The sequence below is a fragment of the Ruminococcus sp. zg-924 genome (genome assembly GCF_024433635.1).
Taxonomy (GTDB): Bacteria; Bacillota; Clostridia; order Oscillospirales; family Acutalibacteraceae; genus UBA7067.
This window is the reverse complement of the sequence record NZ_WNJZ01000009.1, coordinates 65192-89434: the sequence shown is the minus strand read 5'-3', so window position 1 is coordinate 89434 and position 24243 is coordinate 65192. Positions and strand designations below refer to the sequence as shown.

Below are 24243 nucleotides of genomic sequence, written 5' to 3'. Positions count from 1 at the left end.
ATTCCTTTCCAATAAGCGTCTTTGTTAAAAATGTCGATAACATTTTATCACAGACTCAAGTAAATGTAAACATATGTGAAAAAAATGCTGTGAAAAGTACGTCAATTATCGCTCCTGCGGCTGTCAACAGTAAAACCGCACTGCTCTTTTGAAAGAACAGGAGCATATCGGGTCGCTGTGCGTCATCACCCTTTCTGTGCGGCATAAAGAAGCGCCATAGCTTGACGGATAGTCTAAGCGAATGCTTGCATTGAAGCAGAAGGGACAGTGACGAAAGAAACAACCCCGGCAGCATAACCAAAACATAAAACACGGCACCCTGAAAGGAATACGCTGAAATCAGATAACCTGCGCACAAGCCTGCGCCAATTCCCTTAATTGCTATAACAACAGGCAAACCTATTGTTCCCCACAGCGATAGTCCAAGCAGCAAAGCCACCATGTAAAATAGAAAATATGCGCTCATTGACGCCTTGAAACCTTCAAAAAGTCCCTGCGTAATTCTGCCCTTGAAGTTGCTTATAAAAATGAAATCAAGGCTTTTCATCGTCTGCTCGTCCCCGTACTGGGCAAGCACACAGCCACAGACGATACCTGCGGCGAGAAAAGAGGTAAGAAAAATAATAAGCCCGTACCTTTTTATGTAATATGAAATATCGTTTGGCAGGCTCTGTCTGCTCTGCTTTGAAATAAAAAAGAGACCCTTCATTTCATCAATCCTTTTGCTTTTTGTTTAAGGATATGAAATAAAGAGCCTTAATATGAAAATTATTCTCCCGCAAGCTCAAGTGCACGCTTGGTGCAAGCCGCCATAGCGTCCTTAATTGTCTGCTCGGTTTTGTTTTCATAGAAAACATCAAGTGCTTTAAGAGTTGTGCCGCCCGGCGAGGAAACCTTTTTAATCAGTGTTTGCGCATCATCTCCGCTTTTAACGAGCATCTCAGCACTGCCCTTCATTGTGGCACATATAAGCTGCATTGCCGTGTCGGCGTCTATCCCCTGCTCTACTGCATACTCCTGCATAGCCTTTGCGAATAGATAGAAGTAAGCCGGACTTGAGCCGTTGACGGATATTATAGCGTTCATTTTGTCCTCAGAGATAACGGCGGTGATTCCGCTGTTGTCAAACATCGACTTAACCTCGGCAAAATCTATGTCGGACACGTTGTCTGTTTTGCTCAGAGCCGTTGCACCGCAGCCAAGAAGCAGCGGTGTGTTCGGCATTACACGAACACACGGACAAGTAACACCAAGATTTTTCTGAAGATAATCCGTGCTTATTCCTGCGGCGATTGAAACAACCACCTTGCTTTCATCGCAAACAGCTTTCAGCTCATCCAAAACGGTTGGCAACTGCTGAGGCTTTACAGCAAGAACTGTGTAATAACACTCCTGCATAAGCTGAGCGCCGCTGTCGGCAATTTTTATTCCCTTGTCTGCCATTACAGCGCATTTTTCCTTGTCAACATCAAATACAACCAAGCTGTCCGGAGAGGTTCCGGCTTTCAGCATACCGTTGATAATCGCAGTCGCCATATTTCCTGCACCGATAAAGCCTGTTTTTTTGTTCATAATTAATCCCCCTGTGAGCAATGTCGTAACTTAAGGACACTGCAAAAAATTTTGTCTGCGGCAAAGTAAAATCTGCCATCATTATACCATTTTGCAAAGCTTCAGTAAAGACGCAGACTATAAAAACCTTTTCAAAAGCTTTTTGCGCCATACTCTGACGTAAGCACTTATGACCCTTGTAAGAGCAATATCGTAAACCACAAAAACAACTTCACCGATAACAAGGAATACCCATGGAAGATATACACCGAAAATTGTGAAGCTGTCCCTCGGTATGCCGAGAACATAAATTGATATAAAGAATACGCCCGCCATGCAGACTGAGAATACTGCAATTTTTAAAAACCAGTATAGTATCGGTGAGAAATGCTTTTCGAGTACAGCCTTCAGTATGGGGTAAAAACCGAAAAATGCGGTAAACATAAGTGCCATTTCCTTATCCGCAAGAAGCAAAAACGATAGAATTGAAACTGCGGCATAGGCGCAAGTTGCCCAGCCCTTGCCTACCTCAATGACAACCGGTATCAGCATAACTCCTGCAAGCGCAGGGCAGGCATAGGTGGCGGTAGGAACTAAGTATGAAATAAGCATTGATACAACGGCAAGAGCCGAAAAAATACCGCCGAGAGCCATTTTGTAACTTGAGGTCAGCTTTCTATTTTCCATAGCGCACTCCTTTCCAAAAGATATGCACCCGACAAGCGGATGCATAATAATAACATTATCAACAGCAGGGGATTAAGTCGCCGCCCATACACTCACAACAGGCATCGGCACAGCATAATCCAGTGCATATGTCACAACCACTGCAGCCGCCTGCGTTTGTCTGCGGAGCACCGGTATTATATCCGCCGTAAGCACCTGTTCGGCGACTCTGCGCGTAATTAAGAGCCTGACGGTATTCCATATTTGACGGGTCCATACTGCAAGCAGTCTGGAAACAGTTGTAAGCGTCCTGAGTCCAGCCCTTTTTGAGCAGAATTGTTCCCTTGAGGAAGTACCACTCGGCGTCCCTGTTCGGCGTCGGAACGCCATCAAGAATCTGCTCGGCATCGGCAATTCTTCCGTTTTTTATCATCGTCCTAACGTCATAATATTTTGATGAGCCTGACGGGTTTGCGTTATAATAGCCACCGTTATTCGCTCCGCCGCTTCTTGCTCGGCGAGAGCTAATAATAGTATCGTAAGCCTCGTTGACCTCCTTCATCTTTTCCGATGCAACATCGGCAAGAGGAGAATCTGTGTAGTTATCAGGATGATATTTCTTTGCAAGTTTTCTGTACGCTGTTTTGATTTCTTCATCAGTTGCGCTTGGCGAAACGCCGAGAACCTCATAGGGATTGTTTGCCATTTTAAAGCTCCTTTTAAATTACGATAAATTTATATGAGTTACTTATTACTTTTTTTCTTATTATTATCAAAAATCACTTTCTTTTGCATTGCACTTATTCCGAGGGTAACAACATTTTCAAGTATTCTTTGGTTACCCTTAAGCTCAATTAAATTATATGAACTAAGCAGCATAGCAGCAGATTCATTGATGACGCTATTGCATTGATGTGATATTTCTTCCTTATCATACTCGCCTGAAAGCGAAAAAGCCCGTGCAAAGGGATTAAAGCCGCATTTTTTTATATCGTCTGCCAAATCATCTGCGGCGTCCATAAGATAAACCCATCTTCCAAGATGATAACCGAAGCCTTCAAGCACCCTGCGCTGAGTTTTGTCCTCGCTCATATCTGCACAAAGGATTGACAGCGCTTTAGCCGTTGGGTGTGCCGCCATATCAATTCCGCACTCCGGGTTTTGTTCGGCGGCAAGCTGCTCGCTCACCACAGAAGCAAAGATTTCATCGAATTTGCCTAAGCCGTATTTAAACAGCTTTTTGCGCCAACGCTTTGCAACCGGCTTTACAAAAAAAACTGCAAGACGTTTGAAAAAACCACCGTCAGCGTGGTCATCCTCAAGCTTATGATAGAACGAGGCAATCGACACAGCCGCAGCGTCCTTAAGCGCCTTACTCTCGGTTTGGCAGTAATTGCACTTTTTTGTGGGATTAACCTTGCATCTGCCGGTTTTATAGCTATTGCACTCGCCACGAACAGACATTGACAATATTGCGTACAAGGTTGCATCATAGCTTAAAATCAAGCTTGCGCACACGCCGTAATCCTTGCCGAGCTGCTTGCACAAGCTGCAGTAAACCGCCTTGTATGCGTCGAAATCCTTTATAAGCATCTCCGGCTTAAACGGTCTTATATAGCCAAACAACGGCAAGTACTCCCCTTTTGCTGCAATTATCACACTTAATTTTACAATATCCTGTAATAATATGAATTAACTAATTGTAAACTTTTTCTGGTAAAACAAGCATTATGTGTTGAATTATCATAGCGCAGAGGATATAATTTATAAAAACAAAGAATTTTTCGGAGAATAAGATGAACGCATATGATTTTGACAAGACAATATACAAAAATGACAGCACAGCCGACTTCTATATTTTTTGCATAAAAAAGAAGCCGTCGCTTGCTTTTACGCTTTTCACAACAGCATTCTCGGCTGTAAGGTATTATGTTTTCAAGCTGGGCACTAAAACAGAATTCAAGCAGAGAATGTATCATTTTTTAACGAAGATTGACGCCGAAGCTCTTGTAGAGGACTTTTGGGAAAAGCATATATCGGGAATAAAAGCCTTTTACCTCTCTCAGCAAAAGGAGGATGATGTTATTATTTCGGCTTCACCGCAGTTTATTTTAAAACCCGCTTGTGATAAGCTTGGAATAAAGAATCTGATAGCATCAAGAGTTGACCCGAAAAGCGGATTGTACAGCGGCGAAAACTGCCACGGAAAAGAGAAAGTACGTCGGTTTTACGAGAGCTTTCCTAACGGAAAGATTGAGCGATTTTATTCAGATTCTTACAGCGACGACCCTTTGGCTGAAATATCCGAAGAAAGCTATTTGGTTAAAGGCGATAAAATATTACCGTGGCGTTAAATGACGCCAATTAGCTTTCTATTAACAACTACTTCCGCCAACAGCATAAGTCAATTTAGTATTTATCAGAGCAAACCGCAAAAGTCAAGATATTCCCTATACGCTCTTTCCTAATTTTGGCAACAATCTTTATAAATGAAGAAACCCCTGCAAGCAATCGTTTGAAAGCTTGCAGGGGTTAATTATTTGGTTAGTATTAGCGGAAAAACCTAAGCAAATTAAATACAGAAATTATATTAATTACTTAAGATATGTTCCGTCTGTACCAATCTTGCCGTCAATGCCTGTGTAGCCGTTGTCACAAAGAACATAAGCTCTCAGGTTGCCCTTACCGGGAGCGTTAATTGAAAGTGTGCCGTTAGAAACAGTCTTCTTTGTGCCTGTTACTGCGTCAATGTATGTACCGTTCGGAATACCTGAGAAGGTTGCATTTCCTGTTACGGTAACGCACACAAAGCTCTTTTCGCCTGTTTCAGCATCTGTATAGCCACGTTTGTAAGCCATCTGACCGGAAACACCCTCAGTTGAGTACTGACCCTTCTGAAGAGCAGGGATAGCACGTCTGATTTGGTTGAGGCGCTGAATATGCTTTGAAAGCGGATTATTTAGAGTCTGAGCAACAGTGCCGGAAGCTGTGTACTCGCTGAAGTCAGTAGCTGTAACGTCACCTTCGATATGGTCGCCGAAGTAAGCACGACCTGTTGTTGAAAGTGGAGCCTTTGTGCCCGGATCTATTACCTGACCTGCCTGGAATTCAACCTCACTGCCGTAGTAAAGGCAAGGAATTCCACGGAAGGTAAACATAAGCGACAAATTCTCTGCCCAAGCGTCTGTACCGCCGTTGTAACGAACAGTCTGGCTTGTATCCGGAGAATAGTCGTGAGAGTCAACATAAACTACGTTCCATGTTGAGTCGTTGAAGTACTTATCCTCTTGTAAGCCGCAATTGTAAGCCTGCTCAGCGGTTGTGAATGCCCAGTGCATACCAAAGTCGATTACACCTGTGCCGTTAGCCTTGCTGTAATCCGGTGTATGATACTCATTACCCTTAAGGAATGCGTTGGTGCTTGTAATGTTTGTGGATTTGTCGGTGTGAGCATTGAAGTGATTCATAGCGTTATTGTAGTTTGCTTTCCAATCAGTTGTGCTCCAATTGTTCTGCCAATCGCTTTCTGTTTCATTCCAGGTGTAGAAGAACGGTGAGTCAGAGCAACCGCTTTCATTAAAGGCACCGTGCCATCTTGCGCAAACCTCACCAAAAATGTAGAAGTTCTCATTAGCTGTAAATGCCGGGAAATATGCGCTGTTAAGTGTCCAGCGGTTGATGTGCTTCTCTGTGTCAAGACGGAAGCTATCAACACCCATATTAACATAGTCAAGGTATGTTGATGTGATATAATCTGCAACAACCTGATTTTCTGTGTTAATATCAACACAGTCGCCTGCCATCTGACCTACCTGCTCAAGATATGAACCGTAGCCCATGCTCTTTTCATGATGATAGTAGTTGTCAAGATCATAAGCGTCCTCTTTGATAAGCTCAAGGCGCTTATCGTGCTGAACGCCCGGAGCAAGAGCATAATACTCAGCCGCGCTTGAAATACCACAATGCTCCATAAGTCTTTCGTTTGGAATCATAGATGTTTCTATATTTGCAAGATCCTGAACCGAATCATAAACCTTATCAAACATAGGTCCTAAGAAAGCTTCACCGAAGTTACCTGTATGGTTCCAAACAACGTCCTGAATAAGCTTCATACCTTTTGCGTGAACTGCGTCAATTAGATCCTGATATGTCGCACCGTTGCTTTCATATCTTACATCTACTGTTGAAAAATCAAAAGCGTGATAGCCGTGGTAGTCATAGCCACTTCCGTTTGTTACAACCGGAGTAATCCAAACTGCGCTGAAGCCGAGAGCCTTGATGTAGTCGAGTTTGTCAATAAGTCCCTGGAAGTCGCCTCTCCAAGCTGTATCAGAATCCGGGTTACCCGCCGTGCCGTCATCCCAGCAATGTACGTTGTTGCCTGAGTCACCGTCATAGAAACGGGTTGTAATTACAAAGTAAATTGTTTCCTCACGCATATCAACATCGCTTGCAGGAATTGGCTTTTCCGGGTCGTAGGTTGTCCACTTATCGTTCTTGTACCAATATTCGCCCGGCTTTGAACGAGTAAGCTCTTTGCTCTGCTCGCCGTTTGTTACAAATACCATATTGATTTTTGTAACATTGTTAAATGTGTATGAATACCAACCGTTGCCGTCATTGGTCATTGCCTTGCCGGGGTATGTTGTTTCAATATTCTCAGGAAGACTGTTCCAATAATAAATTGTAGGTGTGCCTGAGGGCTGATAATAATGCACAACTATCGATTCTGTCGCCGTACTGTCTACATCTGTTGTTGTAGCGGCAGAAGTGCCGATTACAGCTATTCCTGCCACCAGCACTAACGCAAGAAGCATGGCAACTATTGTTTTAATTCGTTTCATTTTTACCTCCTGCTTCTTAGTTTAAAATGAAATTAAATTAATGCTTGCAGAGGCTTTATCGGTGATATTCGACTGAAACACTCCGGCTCAGCCTCTGCAAAAAATTATACAATTGATGTTAATTTTAATTAAAGAATTACTTAAGGTATACTCCGTCCTCGCCAATCTTGCCGTCAATGCCTGTGTAGCCGTTGTCGCAAAGAACGTAAGCTCTCATATTGCCCTTACCCGGAGCGTCAATCTTAAGTGTACCGTTTGTAACAGTAGTTGTTTTACCTGTTACAGCGTCAATATATGTTCCATTAGGAATACCTGTGAAGGTTGCAGCGCTTGTAACAGTTACGCATACAAAGCTCTTCTCACCTGTTTCAGAATCTGTGTAGCCACGCTTGTAAGCCAGGTTACCTGAAACACCCCCAACTGAATACTGACCCTTCTGGAGAGCCGGAATAGCACGTCTGATTTGGTTAAGACGCGAAAGGTGCTTAGAAAGAGGTGAGCTGAGTGTGTCTGCAACAGTACCTGTAGCAGAATACTGACTGAAATCAGTTGCTGTAACGTCGCCCTCAAGGTAGTCACCAAAGTATGCACGACCTGTTTCTGAAAGTGCAGCATTCGGACCAACGTCCATAATTACGCCCTTCTGGAACTCAACCTCACTGCCGTAGTAGAGGCAAGGAATTCCACGGAATGTGAACATAAACGAGAGGTTCTCCGCCCATGCATCTGTACCGCCGTTATATCTCTTGTCTGTGCCCGGACCGTAGTCGTGAGAATCAACGTATACAACATTCCATGTTGCGTCGTTGTAATACTTATCGCCTTCCTTTGCAACTTTGAAAGCACTGCCAACGTTGCCGAAGTTCCAGTGCATTGGGAAGTCGATTACGCTCATTCCCGAAGCCTGGCTGTAATCCGGCTCGTGATAATCGTTACCGTTGAGGAACGCATTCTTAGATGTCGGCTGTTCTGAAGGCTCAAAGTTATCAATCCAGTGATCAAGAGTGAGGTTCATATTTGCGCCGACAGTATCCGGATCGGTTCCGGTATAATTCCACTTGCTTAAATATGTATCGTCCTGCTCATCCCATGTATAGAACGGAGCAGACTCACTTACCAAGCCTCTGTACCATACGTCTGTGTATCTTGTGCAAGCCTCACCGAACATATAGAAGCCTTTGCCGCCAACAGTGTTGAGTTGGTCAAGAACCTGAGCGTTCAGTGACAAACGTGACATATGTCTTAATGTATCAACACGGAAAGCGTCAACACCTCTGTTGATATAATCACTGTATATTTCAACTATCTTATTAAGTACTTCCGGATTTTCTGTGTTGAGGTCAACGCAGTCGCCTGCAATCTGAGAGTACTGAGTTGCATAGTCATCCCAGTTGTAGTTTCTCCAGTAGTCATTATGATAATAGTTATTGGTGTTGTACTTATCAGAGTGAGAAACTCTGTCATACTGCTGCTTATCGTAGTCGATGCCTGCCTTGAATCTTTCATAATCAGAACCGTCAGGGAATTGTGAGAAGTTGGACGCTTCAATTTTATCCTTCATAATCTTCAATCTCTGAGCGTGCTGTGTGCCGCCCGGCTGTGCATAATATTCCTCTGCACTTGAAAGGCCGTATTCGCTCAAAAGTCTTTCATTAGGAATCATAGATGTTTCTATGTTTGCCAAATCCTGAACCGAGTTATAAACCTTGTCAAAGAGAGGCTCAAAGTTAGCTTCGCCGAAGTTACCTGTGTGCTGCCATACAACGTCCTGAATAAGCTTCATTCCTTTTGAATGAACTGCATCAATAAGGTCATCAAATGTTGCACCGGCACTTTCATATCTGACATCTACTGTTGAGAAGTCAAAAGCGTGGTAGCCGTGGTAGTCATAGCCACTGCCGTTTGTTACAACCGGAGTAATCCAAATTGCGCTGAAGCCGAGAGCCTTGATGTAGTCGAGCTTGTCGATAAGACCCTGGAAGTCGCCTCTCCAAGGTGTATCGGAGTCCGGGTTACCTGCCTTGGCGTCTTCCCAGCAGTGTACGTTGTTGCCTGAGTCACCGTCATAGAAACGGGTTGTCATAACAAAGTAAATTGTTTCCTCACGCATATCAACATCTCTTGCAGGAATTGGCTTTTCCGGGTCATAGGTTGTCCACTTTTCGTTCTTGTACCAAAACTCGCCCGGCTTTGAACGAGTAAGCTCTTTGCTCTGCTCACCGTTTGTTACAAACAACATATTAATTTTTGTAACATTGTCAAATGTGTATGAGTACCAACCGTTGCCATCGTTGGTCATTGCCTTGCCGGGGTATGTTGTTTCAATATTCTCAGGAAGACTGTTCCAATAATAAATTGTCGGTGTACCGGAGGGTTGATAATAGTGAACGATGATTTGATTATCTGCTGCTGCGCTTTCAGCGTCATCTGTTGTAACAGCTGAAGTACCAATAACCGCAAGACCTGCGATTAATACCAATGAAAGAAGCAGGGCAATTATTTTTTTAGTTCTGTTCATAATTTACCTCCGCTTGTTAAATTATCTGAAGCGAAATCTTCTGAATCAATACGGCGTCCTTAAGTGAAACTCTTCCGTCGCCGTCAACATCAGCAATCGTTGCCTGTTCGTCTGTCAACTGAAGTGCCTGAAGTGCAGCCTTCTGAACTACGATTGCATCCTTTAATGTTACTTTTTTGTCCTTATCAACATCGCCGGGAGTTACAGACTGGTCTAATACATCAATATCCATCTCAGAAACAGCTGTCTTACCGCTTGCGTCCTTAACAGTTACTTCAACTTTCTGAACGCCTGCCTTGTCTGCAACCATTGTGTATGTCTGAGAAGCTGAGTAAGCCTGAACAACAGTACCGTTTACAGCAAACTGATACTGATAAGGCTGTGAACCGCCGCTTGCAAGAGCTGTGAAAGTAACCTCTGTGCCAATGTTAACTGTTGAAGGAGTAGAAGACTGGAAGCTCTGGATTACAAGGTCTGCCTCGCTGCTTGATGCAAACAACTCATAGCTCTTTGTAACAGTGTGGTTCTTACTGTTCTGAACAGAAACGGTAACTGTGTATGTGCCGTCCTGAGCAGGTGTGAATGAGTAGTGATTGTTGAGAGAATAGTAAACGTCACCGTTTACAACCTTCTGCGTTGACTGCTGAGTAATAGCAACCTTGTAGAAGAGAAGGTTTGTGCCAACGCATCCGCCCGATGCATTTACAACCACGTCAGCCTTCTGACTTGTTTTGATAACAGAATTAGCTGCCGGTGTAATGCCCTTGAGAATTGCGTTTGCCTCTGTTGCGTCATCCTTGATTACGTAATCAATACTTCTTGAATTTGTGTTACCATCTGAATCCTTCAACTCAACAGTGATTTTGTATGTACCTGCTTTTTTCGGATTCCAAACAACGCTTGTCTTTGCAGAATAAGCCTGAAGAACCTTATTCTCTGCGCCTGAAATACTGAACTGATACTGAATTGCTGAACCTGTTTCGCTTGTTCCGCTTGCAAATACAGTAATATCAGTTTCCTTGTACTGAGGAGATTTCTCGCTTGTACCGAAGGATGTAACCTTAAGCGGGCTTGTGTCGTGGATTTTCCATGTTTTTGTTTTATTGTTGTAAATCATACTTTCGCCAGGGGCAATTCTGAGGTCAGCACTCTGATCTCCGGAACCGTTATTGAAGATAACGCCGCCTTTTGTTTTTGTACTGTCAAGATAATCAGCAGGAATTATAACCTCGTAATAACCATCTGCTGTCTTGTTGGCGTCGGACAATTTTATTCCCGGCCAAGAAGTACTCTTGCTGCTGTCTTTCCAATAATGAACATTTACTGTTGTCCAGCCTGCCTCATTGTCGAGATAAGCATAAGCTACATCGCCAACAGGTGTTGTTGGATCTGTTGCGCTTGTCGGATCTGTTGCGCTTGTCGGGTTTGTTGGTCCCTCATATACGCTCCATGTGCCGCCAATGCTCTTACCGCTGCTGCTTGACGGTGTAAAGTAGTTCTTTGTTCCGTCATAGCCTGCTACTGAATCGCCTGTCTGATCATTTCCGTTATTAAAAATAACATTGTTCTGATCTCCGGGCATTGTGAAACTGTAAACATTTCCGCTTACCAGCGTCATAGCCGTACCCGGCCATCCTTTTGCTTCACCGCTGTTGCCACCCCAAACGTAACAATTAACGGTGTTCCAGCTGTCCGGTTTTTCAAAGTAGATAACGTCTCCGCTTGCTGCAGAAGCACCAATAGTGCCAACTGCGAAAAGTGCGGACAAAGCCATCAACAGTGCCAAAACAACTGCGAGTGGTTTTTTTGCATTTACCATTTTTTGTCCTCCTGTATATTTGTTTTTGTGTACTCAAGGGTATATATACACACTTATAGTATAAATTAGAATCTTTTTTTTAATTTTCCAATTTAGAAATTAAACCATAATAACACTTTGCACACTGCCAAATTTTACTATTCCTTTTTGTGCATTATAACAGCACCTTTTATAATGTTTATCTAATTTTATTTACTATTATAATTTGCATAATGTTTTATTAAGCTTATATCACAATATATTATCCACCGCAGGCTGCTCGTCTTCTCTGATTGATTTAATCAAACCAAGTACCTCAAGCATACTCACGTCTGCCTCATAATTATCAGACATTGCAAGGCTTTTTGCACATTCAAGCTCAACCCCTACCATCTCTATACTGTCATGGTATAAAAACATATTCATCACACTTTCACGCTCGTCCCAAAATTTCTCTGCCCTCTCAAGTGTTTTTACGGCTTTGTCTGAACCTCCGCTGCCGCTTTTAAACTCACGCCTTGCCTGCAATACAATTTTTTCAAGTCCGTCTGCGGCGCTTGTAGTGTATATCATTTCAAACGCACAAAGCGACAAAGCTATTACAAGACAGGCAAACGCCGACCACAGCCTTTTCAATTTTTGCACTCCCTTTTTATAATTTTGAATTCACCGCAGGAATTTGCTGTCATAATAAATACATCCTCAAGCCTTGTGTTTTCCGACCTTAAAATATCGTTTATTTTCTGCTCGCTTACGCCGCATATCTTAGCAGAACTTTTTGACAGCTCGCCGTCGCTTATTACAACCGTTTCAACACTTGACTTCTCCGGCTGTATATTAAGCTGCGAGCAGGACGGCGGCTCATCCTCCGGCTTTTTGAGTATGCTTAATTTGCCGTTTGTTTCAATTATTGCATATTCAACCTGCGAAAGCTTAAAGCATCCTGCTTGTCTGAGCTGTTCGCACAAATCCTCTGTACTCATTCTGAGCTTTTTCATCTGCGCCTGATCAATTTTACCTTTTCTTATAATAATCTGCGGCATACCGCAAACAATTCGTCTGAACTTTGCTCTTTTCATCATAAGCACAGACAACACTATCTCGCAGATTATAAGTATAAGTATAGGTACAAAACCGCTGAGCAGAGATTGGTCGGTATTCTGCATAGGTAGTGAAGCTATGTCGGATATAAGCAGAGTTACAACAAGCTCAGAGGTTTGCATCTCGCCTATCTGCCGCTTACCCATAAGCCTTACGGCAATTATTATAACAGCGTATAGAATTACGGTTCTAATAATTGAAATTGCCAAAATGTCAACATCCTTCCACCGTTTGATTCTGTCACAGATTCATTGTTTAAAGCCACAACGGTCAAGGTCGTTCCCTACAATCCCGTTTAATCATATTTCCTTAGCTTACAACCATAATTTACGCAAATATTTTGCACTTTTTTCCTGTTCTTTATACATATAAAGAGCTTTTCGGAGAATGTTAAGGATAAGTGAGGTGCAGTATGGGAATTTTAGATTTCAGCTTTAATAAAAAACAGAAAAAGCAATCCGACGAGCAGCATTGTGAGCCACTGCTTTATTGTGAGCTTGAAAAGAACATTTCATATATGAAAAGCCGTTTCGGCGGCAGTGCGGATTTTACGGTAAGACGGCTTCTGCTAAGTGACAGCACTGATGCGGCGATTATTACAATGGAGGGTATGTCGAACAAGGAAAGCATTGCGTTGTCAATAACTAACCCGATTATGGAATTCAACTTTAAAAAGCACAGTGAAAATAAAATTGACCTCATCGAAAGCCGAGTTCTGTCTGCTTCTGAAATAGTAAGGGTAATTGACTTTTCACAGGCTTTTACTCTTGTTATGTCAGGCTTTACGTTATTTCTTGTTGATGGCTGTGATATAGCTCTTGCAATCGGCGTGCAGGGTTTCAGCTTCAGAGGAATTAGCGAAAGTGAAACCGATGTTGTGCAAAGAGGCTCACGTGAGGGATTCTCAGAGCCTCTGAGAATCAATATGACACTTGTTCGCCGCAGATTAAAAACGCCTGATTTGCGCTTTGAGTCAATGCAGATAGGCACCGACACAAAAACAGATATTGCTCTGTGCTATTTGGACTCCGCAGTTTCTAAGGATATCTTAGATGAGCTTAAGCGCAGGCTTAAGGCTGTGCCGCTTAAGAATATACTTGCTGCCGGTTATCTTGTTCCGTTTTTGGATAGAAAGGGTGATTTGTCGCTGTTTTCCGGCGTTGGAGTAACAGAACGCCCCGACACCGTATGCGGCAAGATAAGCGAAGGCAGAATAGCCGTTTTAATCGACGGAACGCCGAGCGTGCTTATTGTGCCTTATCTTTTTGTAGAGAATTTTCAAACGATCGACGATTACTCAAACCGTGCCTACTTTGCCTCACTAACGAGAATTTTAAAGTACATCGCATTTTTTGTTGCTGTTTTCACTCCGGGAATGTATGTTGCCGTTGCATGCTACAATCCTGAGCTTTTTCCTCAGGGAATACTCAACAAGGTCGCTTCGTCTGTTGCTCAGACTCCGTTTTCAGTGTTCACTGAGATTTTGCTGATACATTTTATATATGAAATTATGCGAGAAGCAGGGCTTCGCCTGCCAAGACCTCTTGGTCACGCTGTCAGCATTGTAGGTGCGCTTGTGTTGGGAGAAACGGCTGTAAGCTCAGGGCTTATCGGTGCACCGACGCTGATGGTTGTTGCTATAACTGCAATTTCGTCATATGTTATACCCGACCTCTACCCTGCCGTTGCCGTTTTGCGAATAAGTTTTATCGTAGCCGGAGGAGTTGCGGGACTGTTCGGAATCACTCTGCTGTTCTGCGCTGTGCTTATCAATATGTGTGCTAAAAAAAGCTTTGGTGTTCCGTATATGTCGCCTCTGTCACCATTTTCGTTTTTCGGTATGCGTGACACAATAATCAGAGCCGGTTGGCGTGTGCTTGCAAAAAGGCAGAGCCTTATACAAAATCAAAAGGGCAGTGAAGCCGAAAGCGAGGAGGAATAATGTGGGCATAAGGAATAAAATATCAGCATCACAGCTTTTTTGTCTTCTGCTTTTAAGCCGAGGTGTGCTGAGTGTCGCCTGCGGAGCTTTCAGCGGCTCGGGCGATATTGGCAGTGCGGCTTTGTCGGCAGTGATTGCGCTTATTATATCAATTCTGCTGTCTATACCTGTTTTGTATCTCAGCAAAAGCGGAACCGAACCACTCCAAAACGGTGCAGGCAGGGTTATATCAGGCATATATGCGCTTTACTTTTTTTACTCCGTCTGCATAACTATGACAATGTTCACCGTTTTGCGTGCTGAAACCACAGGACTTAGAATTTCAATTATAGCAGTTCCTCTGATTATGACAGCGGCGGCGCTTTACGGCTCATATAAGGGCATTGAAGCTATCGCAAGATGCGGCGCACTCATACTGTTTGCCGTTGTGGCGGCGTTTGTGCTTTTGTGCCTGTCACTTCTTTCAAAGAGCGATATACTCAACCTGCCGCCTGTCGGCTCTTATAAGCTTTCAGATATAATAACCAACACAGTTATAATGGTAGGCGAGCAGAGCTGTATTCCTGCAATTATCTTTATATATACGCACGTCAAGGGCAATGTTAAAAAATCAGTTGTACTGTGGCTGATTGTTCTGTTTGTCTGCATATTCGCTCTGTCGCTTTTTATCTCGTCAGTTCTTGGCGACTATGCTCTCACTCAATTCTTCCCCGTTTACTCATGGGCAAGGCTTTCTTCCTTCGGCGTATTACAACGGCTTGACTCGCTCTTTCTTGCAGTATGGACGGCAGGTGTTTTTGTGCGGCTTGCTCTGTTGTTTTGGGTAATTTCTGTGTGTGTAAGATACGCTATAAGCAATACAGTGTCAAAGCTTGCGCCGCCTGTTTTCGGCATTTTTGCCCTGATTATCGCTGTTGCTGCTCCGTTCAACTCAGCAATAAGGGAGGCTATGCTAAACACAGGTGTTCTGCTTTTTGCAACAGCATTTTGCTGTCTTATTCTCCCTGCTGTGCTTATCATCAAAAGGAGGCTCGGTAAATGAAGCGTATTCTGGCTGTCGGCTTAGTCATAATATTCTCGTTATCAGCAGTCGGCTGTTCGCCTATTGAGAACAACCTTGACAAGCGGCTTATAATTCAGGGCATAGGAATTGACCTTGAAGCAGACGAATATAAAATTACGGTTATGTATATGGATACGGCTGACCCTGTCGGCGAAGGCGACGTTAAATCATCCTTTGCTGAGGGCAGCGGTTTAAGCGTGCTTGATGCATTGACGGACACTGCCAACAAAACAGGACGTGAGCCTCTTTACGGCCAGTGCGCCTTTATTGTATTGGGTGGCGGTCTGATAAAAAACGGTATATCCGAACCGCTTGAGTTTTTTACAGATTACTACGAATTTCACCCAAACATCAACATCTTCAGCTCTGAAAGCAGTGCAGATAAGGTTATGCGTGCGGAAAATATGAGCGTGCGGCTTATGCAGGATTTTGCCGATACCGAGGCTTCAACAGGCAAGACGATTTCTTCAACGCTAAATGAGGTGTATGCGGCTTTAAGCTCCGGCAGAACCAGCGCTGTTACATCGCTTATTGATATAAAAGATAAAAAAATCTTTGTAAACGGAGCCGCCGCATTTGACGGCGACAAAGCAGGAGCTATACTAAGCAGTGAGCAATGCATGGCAACACTGCTGTTATGCGGTGACGCAAAAAGCGTTTGGGATATTTTCCAGTCTGACGAGGGCGGCAATATAAACTATTCGCTATCAGGCTGCAAAAGCAAAATAAATGTAAGCACATCGGGAGGAATTGAATTTGATATAGCCGTTAATACCCATGCCTCCGCATACGGTACAGAAAGCAGCGCAAGGCTTGAATCAAAAATTAAATCGAGAATAAAAACGCTGTGCGAAAGCACGATAGAACAGCTGTTAAAGAAAAAGCGGCTTGATGTGTTCAACCTTGAACGCACACTTTACAGCAAGGATTACGGCTATTACAAAACCCTTGAAAACCCGAAGCAGGCTGTTGTTCTGTCAAGGGTGAATGTTATTACTGATATAGAGCTGCAAAGATAGAGGATATTTCCTGAAAAATAACGCTTGACATTTCCGAACAGTTGTTCTATTATATACTCATAGCAAACATTTGTTCTGTAACGGAGTGTTATTATGGAGCGTACTATACTTCACAGCGACTGTAATTCCTTTTATGCCTCGGTTGAGTGTGCACTGCACCCTGAGCTAAAAGATAAGCCTGTTGCCGTATGCGGAGATTCAGATTTGCGGCATGGAATAATTCTTACAAAAAATGAGGTTGCTAAAAAATTTAAGATAAAAACAGGCGAGGCGATATGGCAGGCAAGGCAAAAATGCCCGTCACTTGTGTTGGTAAAGGCAAATTTCAGCACCTACCTTGAATTTTCAAGGCGTGTAAAAAAATATACCTCGACTACACCGACAACGTGGAATCGTTTGGCATTGACGAGGCTTGGCTTGACGTTACGGGCAGTCAAATGCTGTTTGGCGACGGCGAATGCATTGCCCGGGAAATAAACAGGCGTGTGCGTGAGGAGCTTGGCATAACTGTAAGCATAGGCGTGAGCTTCAACAAAATCTTTGCAAAGCTTGGCAGTGACTACAAAAAGCCGGACGCAATAACGGTTATAAGCCGCAAAAATTTCAGAGATATTCTCTATCCTTTGCCGGCAAATGACCTTTTATATGTAGGATGTGCAACAACACGCAAGCTCAAACAGCTTGGGATAAACACCATAGGACAGCTTGCCTCTGCCGACAGGCGAACACTCACTCAGACGCTTGGAATCTGGGGTGAACGCCTGCAAAGCTACGCCTTGGGGCTTGATAAATCGCCCGTAAGCAAATATTACGAGAACAGGAACGTGAAATCAATCGGCAACTCTACCACCGCAGTGCGTGATTTAAAAACACTAAGCGACATTAAGATTGTGTTCAGCACGCTTTGCGATAGTGTTTCTCGCCGTTTGAGGGAACAAAACCTGCGTTGCTCGGTTGTTAGCATTAGCGTGCGTAACAACAAGCTTTCGTCCTTTGAGGTACAGCACAAGCTATTGACCCCGACCAACATTACAAGGGATATTTTTGAAACAGCGCTTATGCTGTTTAAATCCTCGTACAAGCTTGAACGTCCCGTAAGAAGCCTTGGCATTTCCGTAAACGGCTTGATACCGGAGTGCGACGGAGTTCAGCTTAATGTATTCGACCAAGGCGACAAGCGTAGGCTTGAACAGCTTGACATTGCAACCGACAAACTAAAGCAAAGGTATGGCAGCTTTGCCGTTTTGCCTGCAATAGCACTTGAAAACAAGCGTCTGTCAAGCTTTGACCCGATAGCCGACCACGTTATCCACCCTGTCGGGTTTGCTATCAGTTAATTTTGCGCAACAAAAAATGCGCCGTAAAATACGGCGCAAATAAAATTTTTCTTTTATACCATAAAATATGACGGATGGCATAGGCTTTTTCAAGCCGGACTTTAGCGGCAGTGAACGTAAAGCCTTGAGGTTGATTGCCGACAATCAGCTTTGCCCGACGGTTCTCAGCAGAACCTCACTTTTCGGAGGAGCCACTTAAGGTTGCCGTATCAAAACGTAAACTTCCGTCTTGCTGTAAGGAAGCCTTGAAGATAATTATTTATCCTCAAGGCTCTTAAGCTCCTGAATCTCCTTTTTGTCAAGACGGATAGAGCCGTCCCTAACTATTTTTACCTCTTTCACCTTGAAGGTATGAGGCGCAGCTTCGGGGAAACGATCCATTTTAACTCTTAGTGTCCCTGTGATAAGGTTAGAGTCAATAACCTCTCCTCTGCCCTCCGGCGTGTTGACAATAGCTCCTATCTTCGGCGTTCTCTTAAGCAAGTCGAGGTAAGCCTCCTGCTCGTATTTAAGGCAACACATAAGTCTGCCGCAAGTGCCTGAGATTTTAACAGGACTCAGCGACAAGCCCTGTTCCTTCGCCATTTTGATTGAAACCGGCTGGAACTCGCCAAGATAGCTTGAACAGCAAAACGGTCTGCCGCATACGCCAAGACCGCCGAGCATCTTTGCTTCGTCACGCACTCCGATTTGCCTTAGCTCTATTCTTGTGCGGAAAACCGACGCCAAATCCTTTACAAGCGCACGAAAATCGACTCTGCCGTCAGCTGTGAAATAAAACATAACCTTACTTCCATCAAAGGTACATTCCGTATCGACAAGCTTCATTTCCAACCCGTGCTTTGCAATTTTCTCCTCGCAAATACCAAAGGCTCGTTTTTCCTTCTCCTTGTTCTGTTCAACAATCTTTAAGTCCTCCGGAGTTGCCCTGCGGATAACGACTTTAAGCGGATGAACAATTTTTTCATCGTCTATTTCACGGTTGGGCATTGCAACCAAACCGCACTCAATTCCCCTTGCAGTTTCAACAATTACCCTGTCATATTCATCAAACTTTTCCCCGTTGGGATTAAAATAATAAATCTTTCCGACCTCTTTAAATCTTACGCCAATGACCTCTGACATTTTGTCCTCCATATCCTGTATCACAAATACTTGTTATACCTTAAATTAATAGCCAGCGTTGAGCTGACAAGCGATAAATTCACATTTTTCCTTAAATAATCCGCTGCTTTTGCGATGCTCTCCTGCATAGCTATAAGACCTCGGCGCTTAACGCTCATAGACAGCTCCTTAACAAGCGGATTATCGCCGCTGAGTGTTCCTGTTATGCCGCAGACGGTTGCAGACCTGACAAGCTCGCTTAAACAGCCGAGTGCATTAAGAGCCGTCTGCCTGTCATCAAGAGCACAGCAGGCATAGATAAGCGATATCTCCTTGCTTTGGCAAAGTGCCTTTGCTATATCCTCAGCTAAAGCTTTAGCCTGTTCGTCGTCGCCGCCTTCTGCGTTGAGCTTAAACACACTGCAACGTGAACGGATTGTCCGGAGCAAACCCAGAGTATTTTCACAAAGCAATATAAAAAGCATCGGCTGGGGCGGCTCCTCCATAAGCTTTAAGAAGGCGTTTTGCGGAGCCGCCTCCATTTTGTCTGCTTCGGGGATAATATAAACCTTACAGTCACTCTCATTAGGCTTTATGACCGAGTCTGCACATATAGCACGGATCTCAGAAATTTTAACGGCGTTTTTCTTGCCCTCAGGCTTTGCCGTATACACATCGGGGTGGTTGCCGCTTTTAAGCTTTCTGCACGCCGCACATTCACCGCACGGTCTGTTTGATGATTTACAAATCGCCCACCCTGCAAGATAATTTGCGCACTCGCTCAATGCGGATTTATCCGATGACTCAAGCGCAACAGCGTGCGGAATTCTGTTTCCCGCCATAAGAGCTGATAATTCCTTTGGAATTAAGCTGTTAATTTCTGCCACGCTTTCACCTCCCGACATTTGTATATATATCATAACATTTTATCGGGAAAATTACAAATATTTTTATCACTTTCATTAACTAAGCTCATTCATAACAAGTCCTGTAATAAGCTTTGGGAAGAAATATGTAGATTTTTGCGGCATTTTCTCTCCTGACGCCGCCACATCTCTTATCTGCGTTACCCTTGTCGGGTTCATTATAAATGCGCACTGGCTTCTGCCTGTCCGGACGCTTTCAATTGCCTCTTCAGCTTTTTTTGTATATACAAGGTTAAGCTGTTTTTCCATATTCTTCTTATTTATACCAAATATCTTTTCAAGAATAAGGCTGTGCAAAACGGTTACGTCAAGCTCCCTTGAGGCTTCGCTGAGGTTTGGCAAAATGTCTTTCATAATGCTCCTGTCCTTAAGCCTTAGCAGATAACAATTAGTGCCGCCACAGTAAAACGCAAACGAGATGTTTCCGTTTTTGTACTCCTCGGTCAAAGTTGCGCCAACCGCATCTATATTCTCAAGCCTTGTAACATCAAAATATATTTCACACTTTTTAAGAACATTGCCAATTGTTCTTTCATTAAAAACAGAAAGATTTCTGACAATACGGTGAGTCGGCAAAACCACAAGGCCGGTATGCTCCATATCGACAAGCATCATCATCTGATAGTCAACGGAATCCCCCTCCTTGGACAAGCCATTTTCACGGCAATAGTTCCTGTATGCAAGCGCTGTTTCGTAACGGTGGTGTCCGTCTGCAATATAAAGCTTTCTGTCATCAAAATCAGCGCAAATTGAATTTATCTGAGATTTGTCACGGACAATCCAAAGCCTGTGTGAAACACCCTCGCTGTCTGTAAGGGAAATATCAGCTTCTCTGATTGAGAGAAAGTCAAGCTTTTTTGTTGTCTTATGCTCGCTGTCCATATATAGGGAATAAACCTGACTGAAGTTGCAGTTTGTCGCCTTCATCAGCTCCATTCTGTCCTCCTTCGCCTTTGAGAGTGTATACTCGTGAGGAAGAATTACGCCCTTTTCAAACTCCTCAATCTTAACAGCGCAAATAACACCCTTGATTGAATAATTTTTGCCGCCGCACTCAAAGCTTTCCTCATAAATATAAAGTGCAGGCTCTTCCTCTCTAATTAACACTCCGTCCTCTCTCATCTTTTCATAGAGCTTTGCGGCGTTTTCATACATATTCCCGCCAACAGGAAGTTCAAGCCTGATAATGTTATTCTCGTTTCTGTCAATATATGATTGTCTTTGTTCGTCGCTTACAATATCATAAGGCGGGCAAACAAGCTGTTCTATTTTCCCTGCTTTTGCAGTATTAAATCGTATACCTCTGAACCCTTTTACCTTTGCCATAAAAACAACTCCTTTAACTTAATATAATTAAAAGAAACAGCGGCAAAGCCGTATTTACACCAGCCCCGTCGCTGTAAAAATTTACGCTTAGATTTCCTGCTCGGAAAGCTTTTTGTATATCATATTAGCACACATATATACATTACCTCCGCCAAGTGTAATAATAAGGTCGCCTTCCTTTGCGTTTTCACAAACATAGTCTGTAATTTCCTCAAACGTCTTAAACCAGACACAGCCGTCAATCTTGTCTGCAAGATCCTTTGAGTAGATATTGTAGGTGTTTACCTCACGCACAGGCAGAATTTCGGACAAAACCGCTTTGTCCGGTATTGACAGTGCCTTTGCAAAATCGTCAAGAAGCATTGCCGTTCTTGAGAATGTGTGAGGCTGGAACACAGCCCACACCGTATTAAAGCCTATACTCATAGCGGCGTTTAAGGTTGCTGTAAGCTCGGTTGGATGATGTGCAAAATCATCGGCAACAGTTATTCCGCATTTCTTGCCAAGCACCTCAAAACGGCGGTGAACGCCCTTGAACTGTTCAAGGTTATGTGCTATCTTCTCTGCGTCATCGCCCAGATAATGAGCAACAGCGGCACAGGCGAGCGCATTAAGAACATTATGCCTACCCGGAACGCTCAGCTTGACTGAAGCAAGTTTTTCGTCCTTATGCATAAGGTCAAAGCTCTGTCTTGCCCCCGGCAGGGTTACAATATTTTCCGCATAATAATCATTTCTGCTGTCAAAGCCAAAGAAAAGCTTAGGTGTATCAAGGCTCTCTACAACATCACGGCTGTTCTTATCGTCGCCGTTGACAACAAGAAGCTGTGAGGTCTGAGAAGCAAACTTTGTAAATGAGCTCTTTATACCGTCAAGATTTTTAAAGTAATCAAGGTGGTCTGCGTCAACATTCAATATAACGGAAATAGCCGGATGAAGCTCCAAAAATGAATCGACATACTCGCAAGCCTCACACACCATTACATCTGATTTTCCAACTCTGCCGTTGCCTCCTATATATGGCAGCTTACCGCCGATAACTGCGGTCGGTTCATAGCCGCTGCCCACAAGCACCTGAGTTAGCATACCCGTTGTTGTAGTTTTGCCGTGAGTGCCTGCAACCGCAACGGATTTTTTGTAGCGGTCAGCGATAAGTCCGAGCATCTCACATCTCTCGGCAACAGGTATTTTCTTTTCCCTTGCGGCAACAAGCTCCGGATTATCAGCCTTAACAGCCGAGGTATAAACAACAAGCTGTGCGCCATCAATATTTTCCGCCTTATGGCCCATAAACACCTTTATACCGTAGCCCTTAATGCGGTCTAAGGTATCGCCCTCGCTTATATCTGAGCCTGTTATGTTATAGCCTTCAGCGTACAAAATTTCGGCAAGCGGACACATACCCGATCCACCGATACCGATGAAATGAACATTATTAATTTTATCTAAAATATCTCTGTCTAAGTTGTTATTCTCTATTCTCAAGAAATACACTTCCTAATTTCAATTGTATTGTTAATTTATTATATATCTAAACGGCGAAAAAATAAATATTTTTTGGAAATTTTATCCGATTTATTTAAATAGACGATATTTAGTGCAATTTAACACCGCAAATTGTTGATTAAAGCGCTTAAATGGTATATTATATTGTTATCAGAATCAAAGCGAGGTACTACCCTTGAAGCTAAAGAAGAACGACATAATCAGACTTGAGATAACGGGAATGACATCACAAGGCAGCGGCGTTGGCAGATACGACGGCATAGCGATATTCGTTTCCGCCTCTGCAATAGGCGATGAGATTGACGCAAGGATAATAAAAACCTCAAAAAACTATGCAATCGGAAAGATTGAGAATATTATCACACCGGCAAAGTCGAGAATAACGCCCGACTGCCCGGTGTTCAACTCCTGCGGAGGCTGCACCTACCGACATATTGCATACAGTGAGGAACTGAAAATCAAGCGCCAGAAGGTGCTTGACGCTGTTACGAGAATAGGCGGACTTGACGGCGAAATAGTCGGCGAGATTATTGGCTCACAGGAATGTGACGGCTACCGCAACAAGGCGCAGCTGCCGATAGGCATTGACCGTAACGGTAACTACACGGCAGGCTTCTACGCTTTTCATAGCCACAGAATAATTGACAGCGAAAGCTGTCTGCTTCAGCCGCCGATATTTGCAAGGGTATGCGATGTATTCAGAAAGTGGTGTAATATTTTCAAGCCGTCAGTTTACAACGAGCTTACCCACAAGGGACTTTTGCGACACCTTTATATAAGATATGGCGAAGTAAGCGGAGAGGTGATGGTATGCCTTGTAATAAACGGTGAAAAAACAGAGGGCGAGCAGCAGCTTGCCGATATGCTGAAAGACGAGGTTGATGGCTTTAAGAGCCTTGTGATAAACACCAATCAAGAAAAAACAAACGTGATTTTAGGCGACAAGTGCCGAATTGCATACGGCAGTGAATACATTACGGACGAGCTATGCGGACTTAAGTTCAACCTATCTCCCCTGTCATTTTATCAGGTAAATCGCACGCAGGCACAGCGGCTTTACGGCATAGCGGCAGAATATGCAGCCTTAAACGGAGATGAAATATTGCTTGACCTTTACTGCGGCACAGGCACGATTGGTTTAAGTATGGCGCACAAAGCAAGAAAGCTTATCGGCGTTGAGATAATACCGCAGGCGATAGAAAACGCAAAGGAAAACGCCAAAAGCAACGGCATAACAAATGCCGAATTCATATGCGGAGATGCTGCAAAGGCGGCAGAGCAGCTTAAAAGGCGTGGAGAAACACCTGATGTTATTATAGTTGACCCTCCAAGAAAGGGACTTGCCGCCGAGCTTATTGACACAATAAGCTGCCTCGACCCAAAGAGGGTTGTATACGTTTCATGCGACTGTGCAACGCTCGCACGTGATATTAAACTTTTTTCCGAGCAGGGATATTATGTAAAAAGATTGACGCCGGTTGATTTGTTCCCAAGAACAGCACACGTTGAGACGGTCTGTTTGATGTCAAGGTAAGGAATAAA

General features: G+C 43.6%; 21 protein-coding genes. 7 read left to right on the top strand and 14 right to left on the bottom strand.

From position 1 onward, the window contains the following. Nucleotides 1-55 precede the first annotated feature (55 nt). The 5 genes from GMA13_RS05890 to GMA13_RS05870 all read right to left on the bottom strand — a co-directional run bounded on the left by GMA13_RS05890 (nucleotide 56) and on the right by GMA13_RS05870 (nucleotide 3843). Nucleotides 56-709 carry a hypothetical protein gene (locus GMA13_RS05890; protein WP_255883535.1) on the bottom strand — a complete coding sequence of 218 codons (654 nt, stop codon included), beginning with the start codon at nucleotides 707-709 and terminating at the stop codon, nucleotides 56-58. A gap of 59 nt (nucleotides 710-768) precedes the next feature. Then, nucleotides 769-1572, bottom strand: a complete 804-nt coding sequence (gene proC / locus GMA13_RS05885; RefSeq protein ID WP_255883536.1) for a pyrroline-5-carboxylate reductase — start codon at nucleotides 1570-1572, stop codon at nucleotides 769-771. Between the two features lie 117 nt (nucleotides 1573-1689). After that, nucleotides 1690-2238: a hypothetical protein gene (locus GMA13_RS05880; RefSeq protein ID WP_255883537.1), complete on the bottom strand. Its 549-nt coding sequence runs from the start codon at nucleotides 2236-2238 to the stop codon at nucleotides 1690-1692. A gap of 58 nt (nucleotides 2239-2296) precedes the next feature. Further along, nucleotides 2297-2923 (bottom strand): J domain-containing protein, encoded by a 627-nt coding sequence (locus GMA13_RS05875; RefSeq protein ID WP_255883538.1) that lies wholly within the window; start codon nucleotides 2921-2923, stop codon nucleotides 2297-2299. 38 nt (nucleotides 2924-2961) lie between these two features. Beyond that, nucleotides 2962-3843: a DUF5685 family protein gene (locus GMA13_RS05870; protein WP_255883539.1), complete on the bottom strand. Its 882-nt coding sequence runs from the start codon at nucleotides 3841-3843 to the stop codon at nucleotides 2962-2964. 170 nt (nucleotides 3844-4013) lie between these two features. Between GMA13_RS05870 and GMA13_RS05865 the strand changes: the two genes are divergently transcribed. Beyond that, complete coding sequence (locus tag GMA13_RS05865; RefSeq protein WP_255883540.1) at nucleotides 4014-4571, top strand: HAD-IB family phosphatase; 558 nt, start codon at nucleotides 4014-4016, stop codon at nucleotides 4569-4571. A gap of 240 nt (nucleotides 4572-4811) precedes the next feature. On the opposite strand, the gene GMA13_RS05860 is transcribed toward GMA13_RS05865, so the two are convergent. The 5 genes from GMA13_RS05860 to GMA13_RS05840 form a co-directional block, all read right to left on the bottom strand. Then, nucleotides 4812-7061, bottom strand: coding sequence for an alpha-amylase family glycosyl hydrolase (locus GMA13_RS05860; protein WP_255883541.1), 2250 nt, complete (start codon nucleotides 7059-7061; stop codon nucleotides 4812-4814). 136 nt (nucleotides 7062-7197) lie between these two features. Beyond that, the gene (locus GMA13_RS05855) at nucleotides 7198-9579 is read right to left on the bottom strand and encodes an alpha-amylase family glycosyl hydrolase (protein WP_255883542.1); all 2382 of its coding nucleotides are present in this window, start codon (nucleotides 9577-9579) and stop codon (nucleotides 7198-7200) included. Between the two features lie 16 nt (nucleotides 9580-9595). Continuing rightward, nucleotides 9596-11398, bottom strand: a complete 1803-nt coding sequence (locus GMA13_RS05850) for a starch-binding protein (RefSeq protein WP_255910590.1) — start codon at nucleotides 11396-11398, stop codon at nucleotides 9596-9598. 231 nt (nucleotides 11399-11629) lie between these two features. Further along, entirely contained in the window at nucleotides 11630-12013 is a 384-nt protein-coding gene (locus tag GMA13_RS05845; protein ID WP_255883544.1) for a DUF4363 family protein, read from the bottom strand. Continuing rightward, a complete protein-coding gene (locus GMA13_RS05840) occupies nucleotides 12010-12687 on the bottom strand; it encodes a DUF421 domain-containing protein (protein WP_255883545.1) in 678 nt (225 codons plus the stop codon). The genes GMA13_RS05845 and GMA13_RS05840 overlap by 4 nt, the downstream gene beginning before the upstream one ends. Nucleotides 12688-12890: 203 nt before the next feature. Between GMA13_RS05840 and GMA13_RS05835 the strand changes: the two genes are divergently transcribed. The 5 genes from GMA13_RS05835 (at nucleotide 12891) to GMA13_RS05820 (ending at nucleotide 17839) form a co-directional block, all read left to right on the top strand. Then, nucleotides 12891-14420, top strand: coding sequence for a spore germination protein (locus GMA13_RS05835; protein WP_255883546.1), 1530 nt, complete (start codon nucleotides 12891-12893; stop codon nucleotides 14418-14420). Nucleotide 14421: 1 nt separating this feature from the next. Then, the gene (locus GMA13_RS05830) at nucleotides 14422-15462 is read left to right on the top strand and encodes a GerAB/ArcD/ProY family transporter (protein WP_255883547.1); all 1041 of its coding nucleotides are present in this window, start codon (nucleotides 14422-14424) and stop codon (nucleotides 15460-15462) included. After that, a complete protein-coding gene (locus GMA13_RS05825; protein ID WP_255883549.1) occupies nucleotides 15459-16502 on the top strand; it encodes a Ger(x)C family spore germination C-terminal domain-containing protein in 1044 nt (347 codons plus the stop codon). The genes GMA13_RS05830 and GMA13_RS05825 overlap by 4 nt, the downstream gene beginning before the upstream one ends. 93 nt (nucleotides 16503-16595) lie before the next feature. Then, nucleotides 16596-16979: a hypothetical protein gene (locus tag GMA13_RS10620; protein WP_370687058.1), complete on the top strand. Its 384-nt coding sequence runs from the start codon at nucleotides 16596-16598 to the stop codon at nucleotides 16977-16979. Continuing rightward, nucleotides 16889-17839 (top strand): DNA polymerase IV, encoded by a 951-nt coding sequence (locus GMA13_RS05820; protein WP_370687057.1) that lies wholly within the window; start codon nucleotides 16889-16891, stop codon nucleotides 17837-17839. The genes GMA13_RS10620 and GMA13_RS05820 overlap by 91 nt, the downstream gene beginning before the upstream one ends. Before the next feature lie 255 nt (nucleotides 17840-18094). On the opposite strand, the gene GMA13_RS05815 is transcribed toward GMA13_RS05820, so the two are convergent. The 4 genes from GMA13_RS05815 to murC form a co-directional block, all read right to left on the bottom strand. Further along, nucleotides 18095-18964 carry a stage 0 sporulation family protein gene (locus GMA13_RS05815; protein WP_255883553.1) on the bottom strand — a complete coding sequence of 290 codons (870 nt, stop codon included), beginning with the start codon at nucleotides 18962-18964 and terminating at the stop codon, nucleotides 18095-18097. Between the two features lie 20 nt (nucleotides 18965-18984). Then, complete coding sequence (locus tag GMA13_RS05810) at nucleotides 18985-19830, bottom strand: hypothetical protein (protein WP_255883555.1); 846 nt, start codon at nucleotides 19828-19830, stop codon at nucleotides 18985-18987. Nucleotides 19831-19905: 75 nt separating this feature from the next. After that, nucleotides 19906-21195 (bottom strand): DUF1015 domain-containing protein, encoded by a 1290-nt coding sequence (locus GMA13_RS05805; RefSeq protein ID WP_255883557.1) that lies wholly within the window; start codon nucleotides 21193-21195, stop codon nucleotides 19906-19908. 87 nt (nucleotides 21196-21282) lie between these two features. After that, nucleotides 21283-22680: a UDP-N-acetylmuramate--L-alanine ligase gene (gene murC / locus GMA13_RS05800; RefSeq protein WP_255883558.1), complete on the bottom strand. Its 1398-nt coding sequence runs from the start codon at nucleotides 22678-22680 to the stop codon at nucleotides 21283-21285. Between the two features lie 196 nt (nucleotides 22681-22876). On the opposite strand from murC, the gene rlmD reads away from it, so the two are divergent. After that, the gene (gene rlmD / locus GMA13_RS05795) at nucleotides 22877-24235 is read left to right on the top strand and encodes a 23S rRNA (uracil(1939)-C(5))-methyltransferase RlmD (RefSeq protein WP_255883559.1); all 1359 of its coding nucleotides are present in this window, start codon (nucleotides 22877-22879) and stop codon (nucleotides 24233-24235) included. Nucleotides 24236-24243: the final 8 nt, after the last annotated feature.

Coding starts and splice junctions, on each gene's coding strand:
- GMA13_RS05850 (WP_255910590.1), bottom strand. CDS start 11,398: ATGGTAAATGCAAAAAAACCACTCGCAGTTGTTTTGGCACTGTTGATG.
- GMA13_RS05855 (WP_255883542.1), bottom strand. CDS start 9,579: ATGAACAGAACTAAAAAAATAATTGCCCTGCTTCTTTCATTGGTATTA.
- GMA13_RS10620 (WP_370687058.1), top strand. CDS start 16,596: ATGGAGCGTACTATACTTCACAGCGACTGTAATTCCTTTTATGCCTCG.
- GMA13_RS05865 (WP_255883540.1), top strand. CDS start 4,014: ATGAACGCATATGATTTTGACAAGACAATATACAAAAATGACAGCACA.
- GMA13_RS05860 (WP_255883541.1), bottom strand. CDS start 7,061: ATGAAACGAATTAAAACAATAGTTGCCATGCTTCTTGCGTTAGTGCTG.
- GMA13_RS05890 (WP_255883535.1), bottom strand. CDS start 709: ATGAAGGGTCTCTTTTTTATTTCAAAGCAGAGCAGACAGAGCCTGCCA.
- GMA13_RS05880 (WP_255883537.1), bottom strand. CDS start 2,238: ATGGAAAATAGAAAGCTGACCTCAAGTTACAAAATGGCTCTCGGCGGT.
- GMA13_RS05875 (WP_255883538.1), bottom strand. CDS start 2,923: ATGGCAAACAATCCCTATGAGGTTCTCGGCGTTTCGCCAAGCGCAACT.
- GMA13_RS05805 (WP_255883557.1), bottom strand. CDS start 21,195: ATGGCAAAGGTAAAAGGGTTCAGAGGTATACGATTTAATACTGCAAAA.
- proC (WP_255883536.1), bottom strand. CDS start 1,572: ATGAACAAAAAAACAGGCTTTATCGGTGCAGGAAATATGGCGACTGCG.
- GMA13_RS05815 (WP_255883553.1), bottom strand. CDS start 18,964: ATGTCAGAGGTCATTGGCGTAAGATTTAAAGAGGTCGGAAAGATTTAT.
- GMA13_RS05835 (WP_255883546.1), top strand. CDS start 12,891: ATGGGAATTTTAGATTTCAGCTTTAATAAAAAACAGAAAAAGCAATCC.
- GMA13_RS05825 (WP_255883549.1), top strand. CDS start 15,459: ATGAAGCGTATTCTGGCTGTCGGCTTAGTCATAATATTCTCGTTATCA.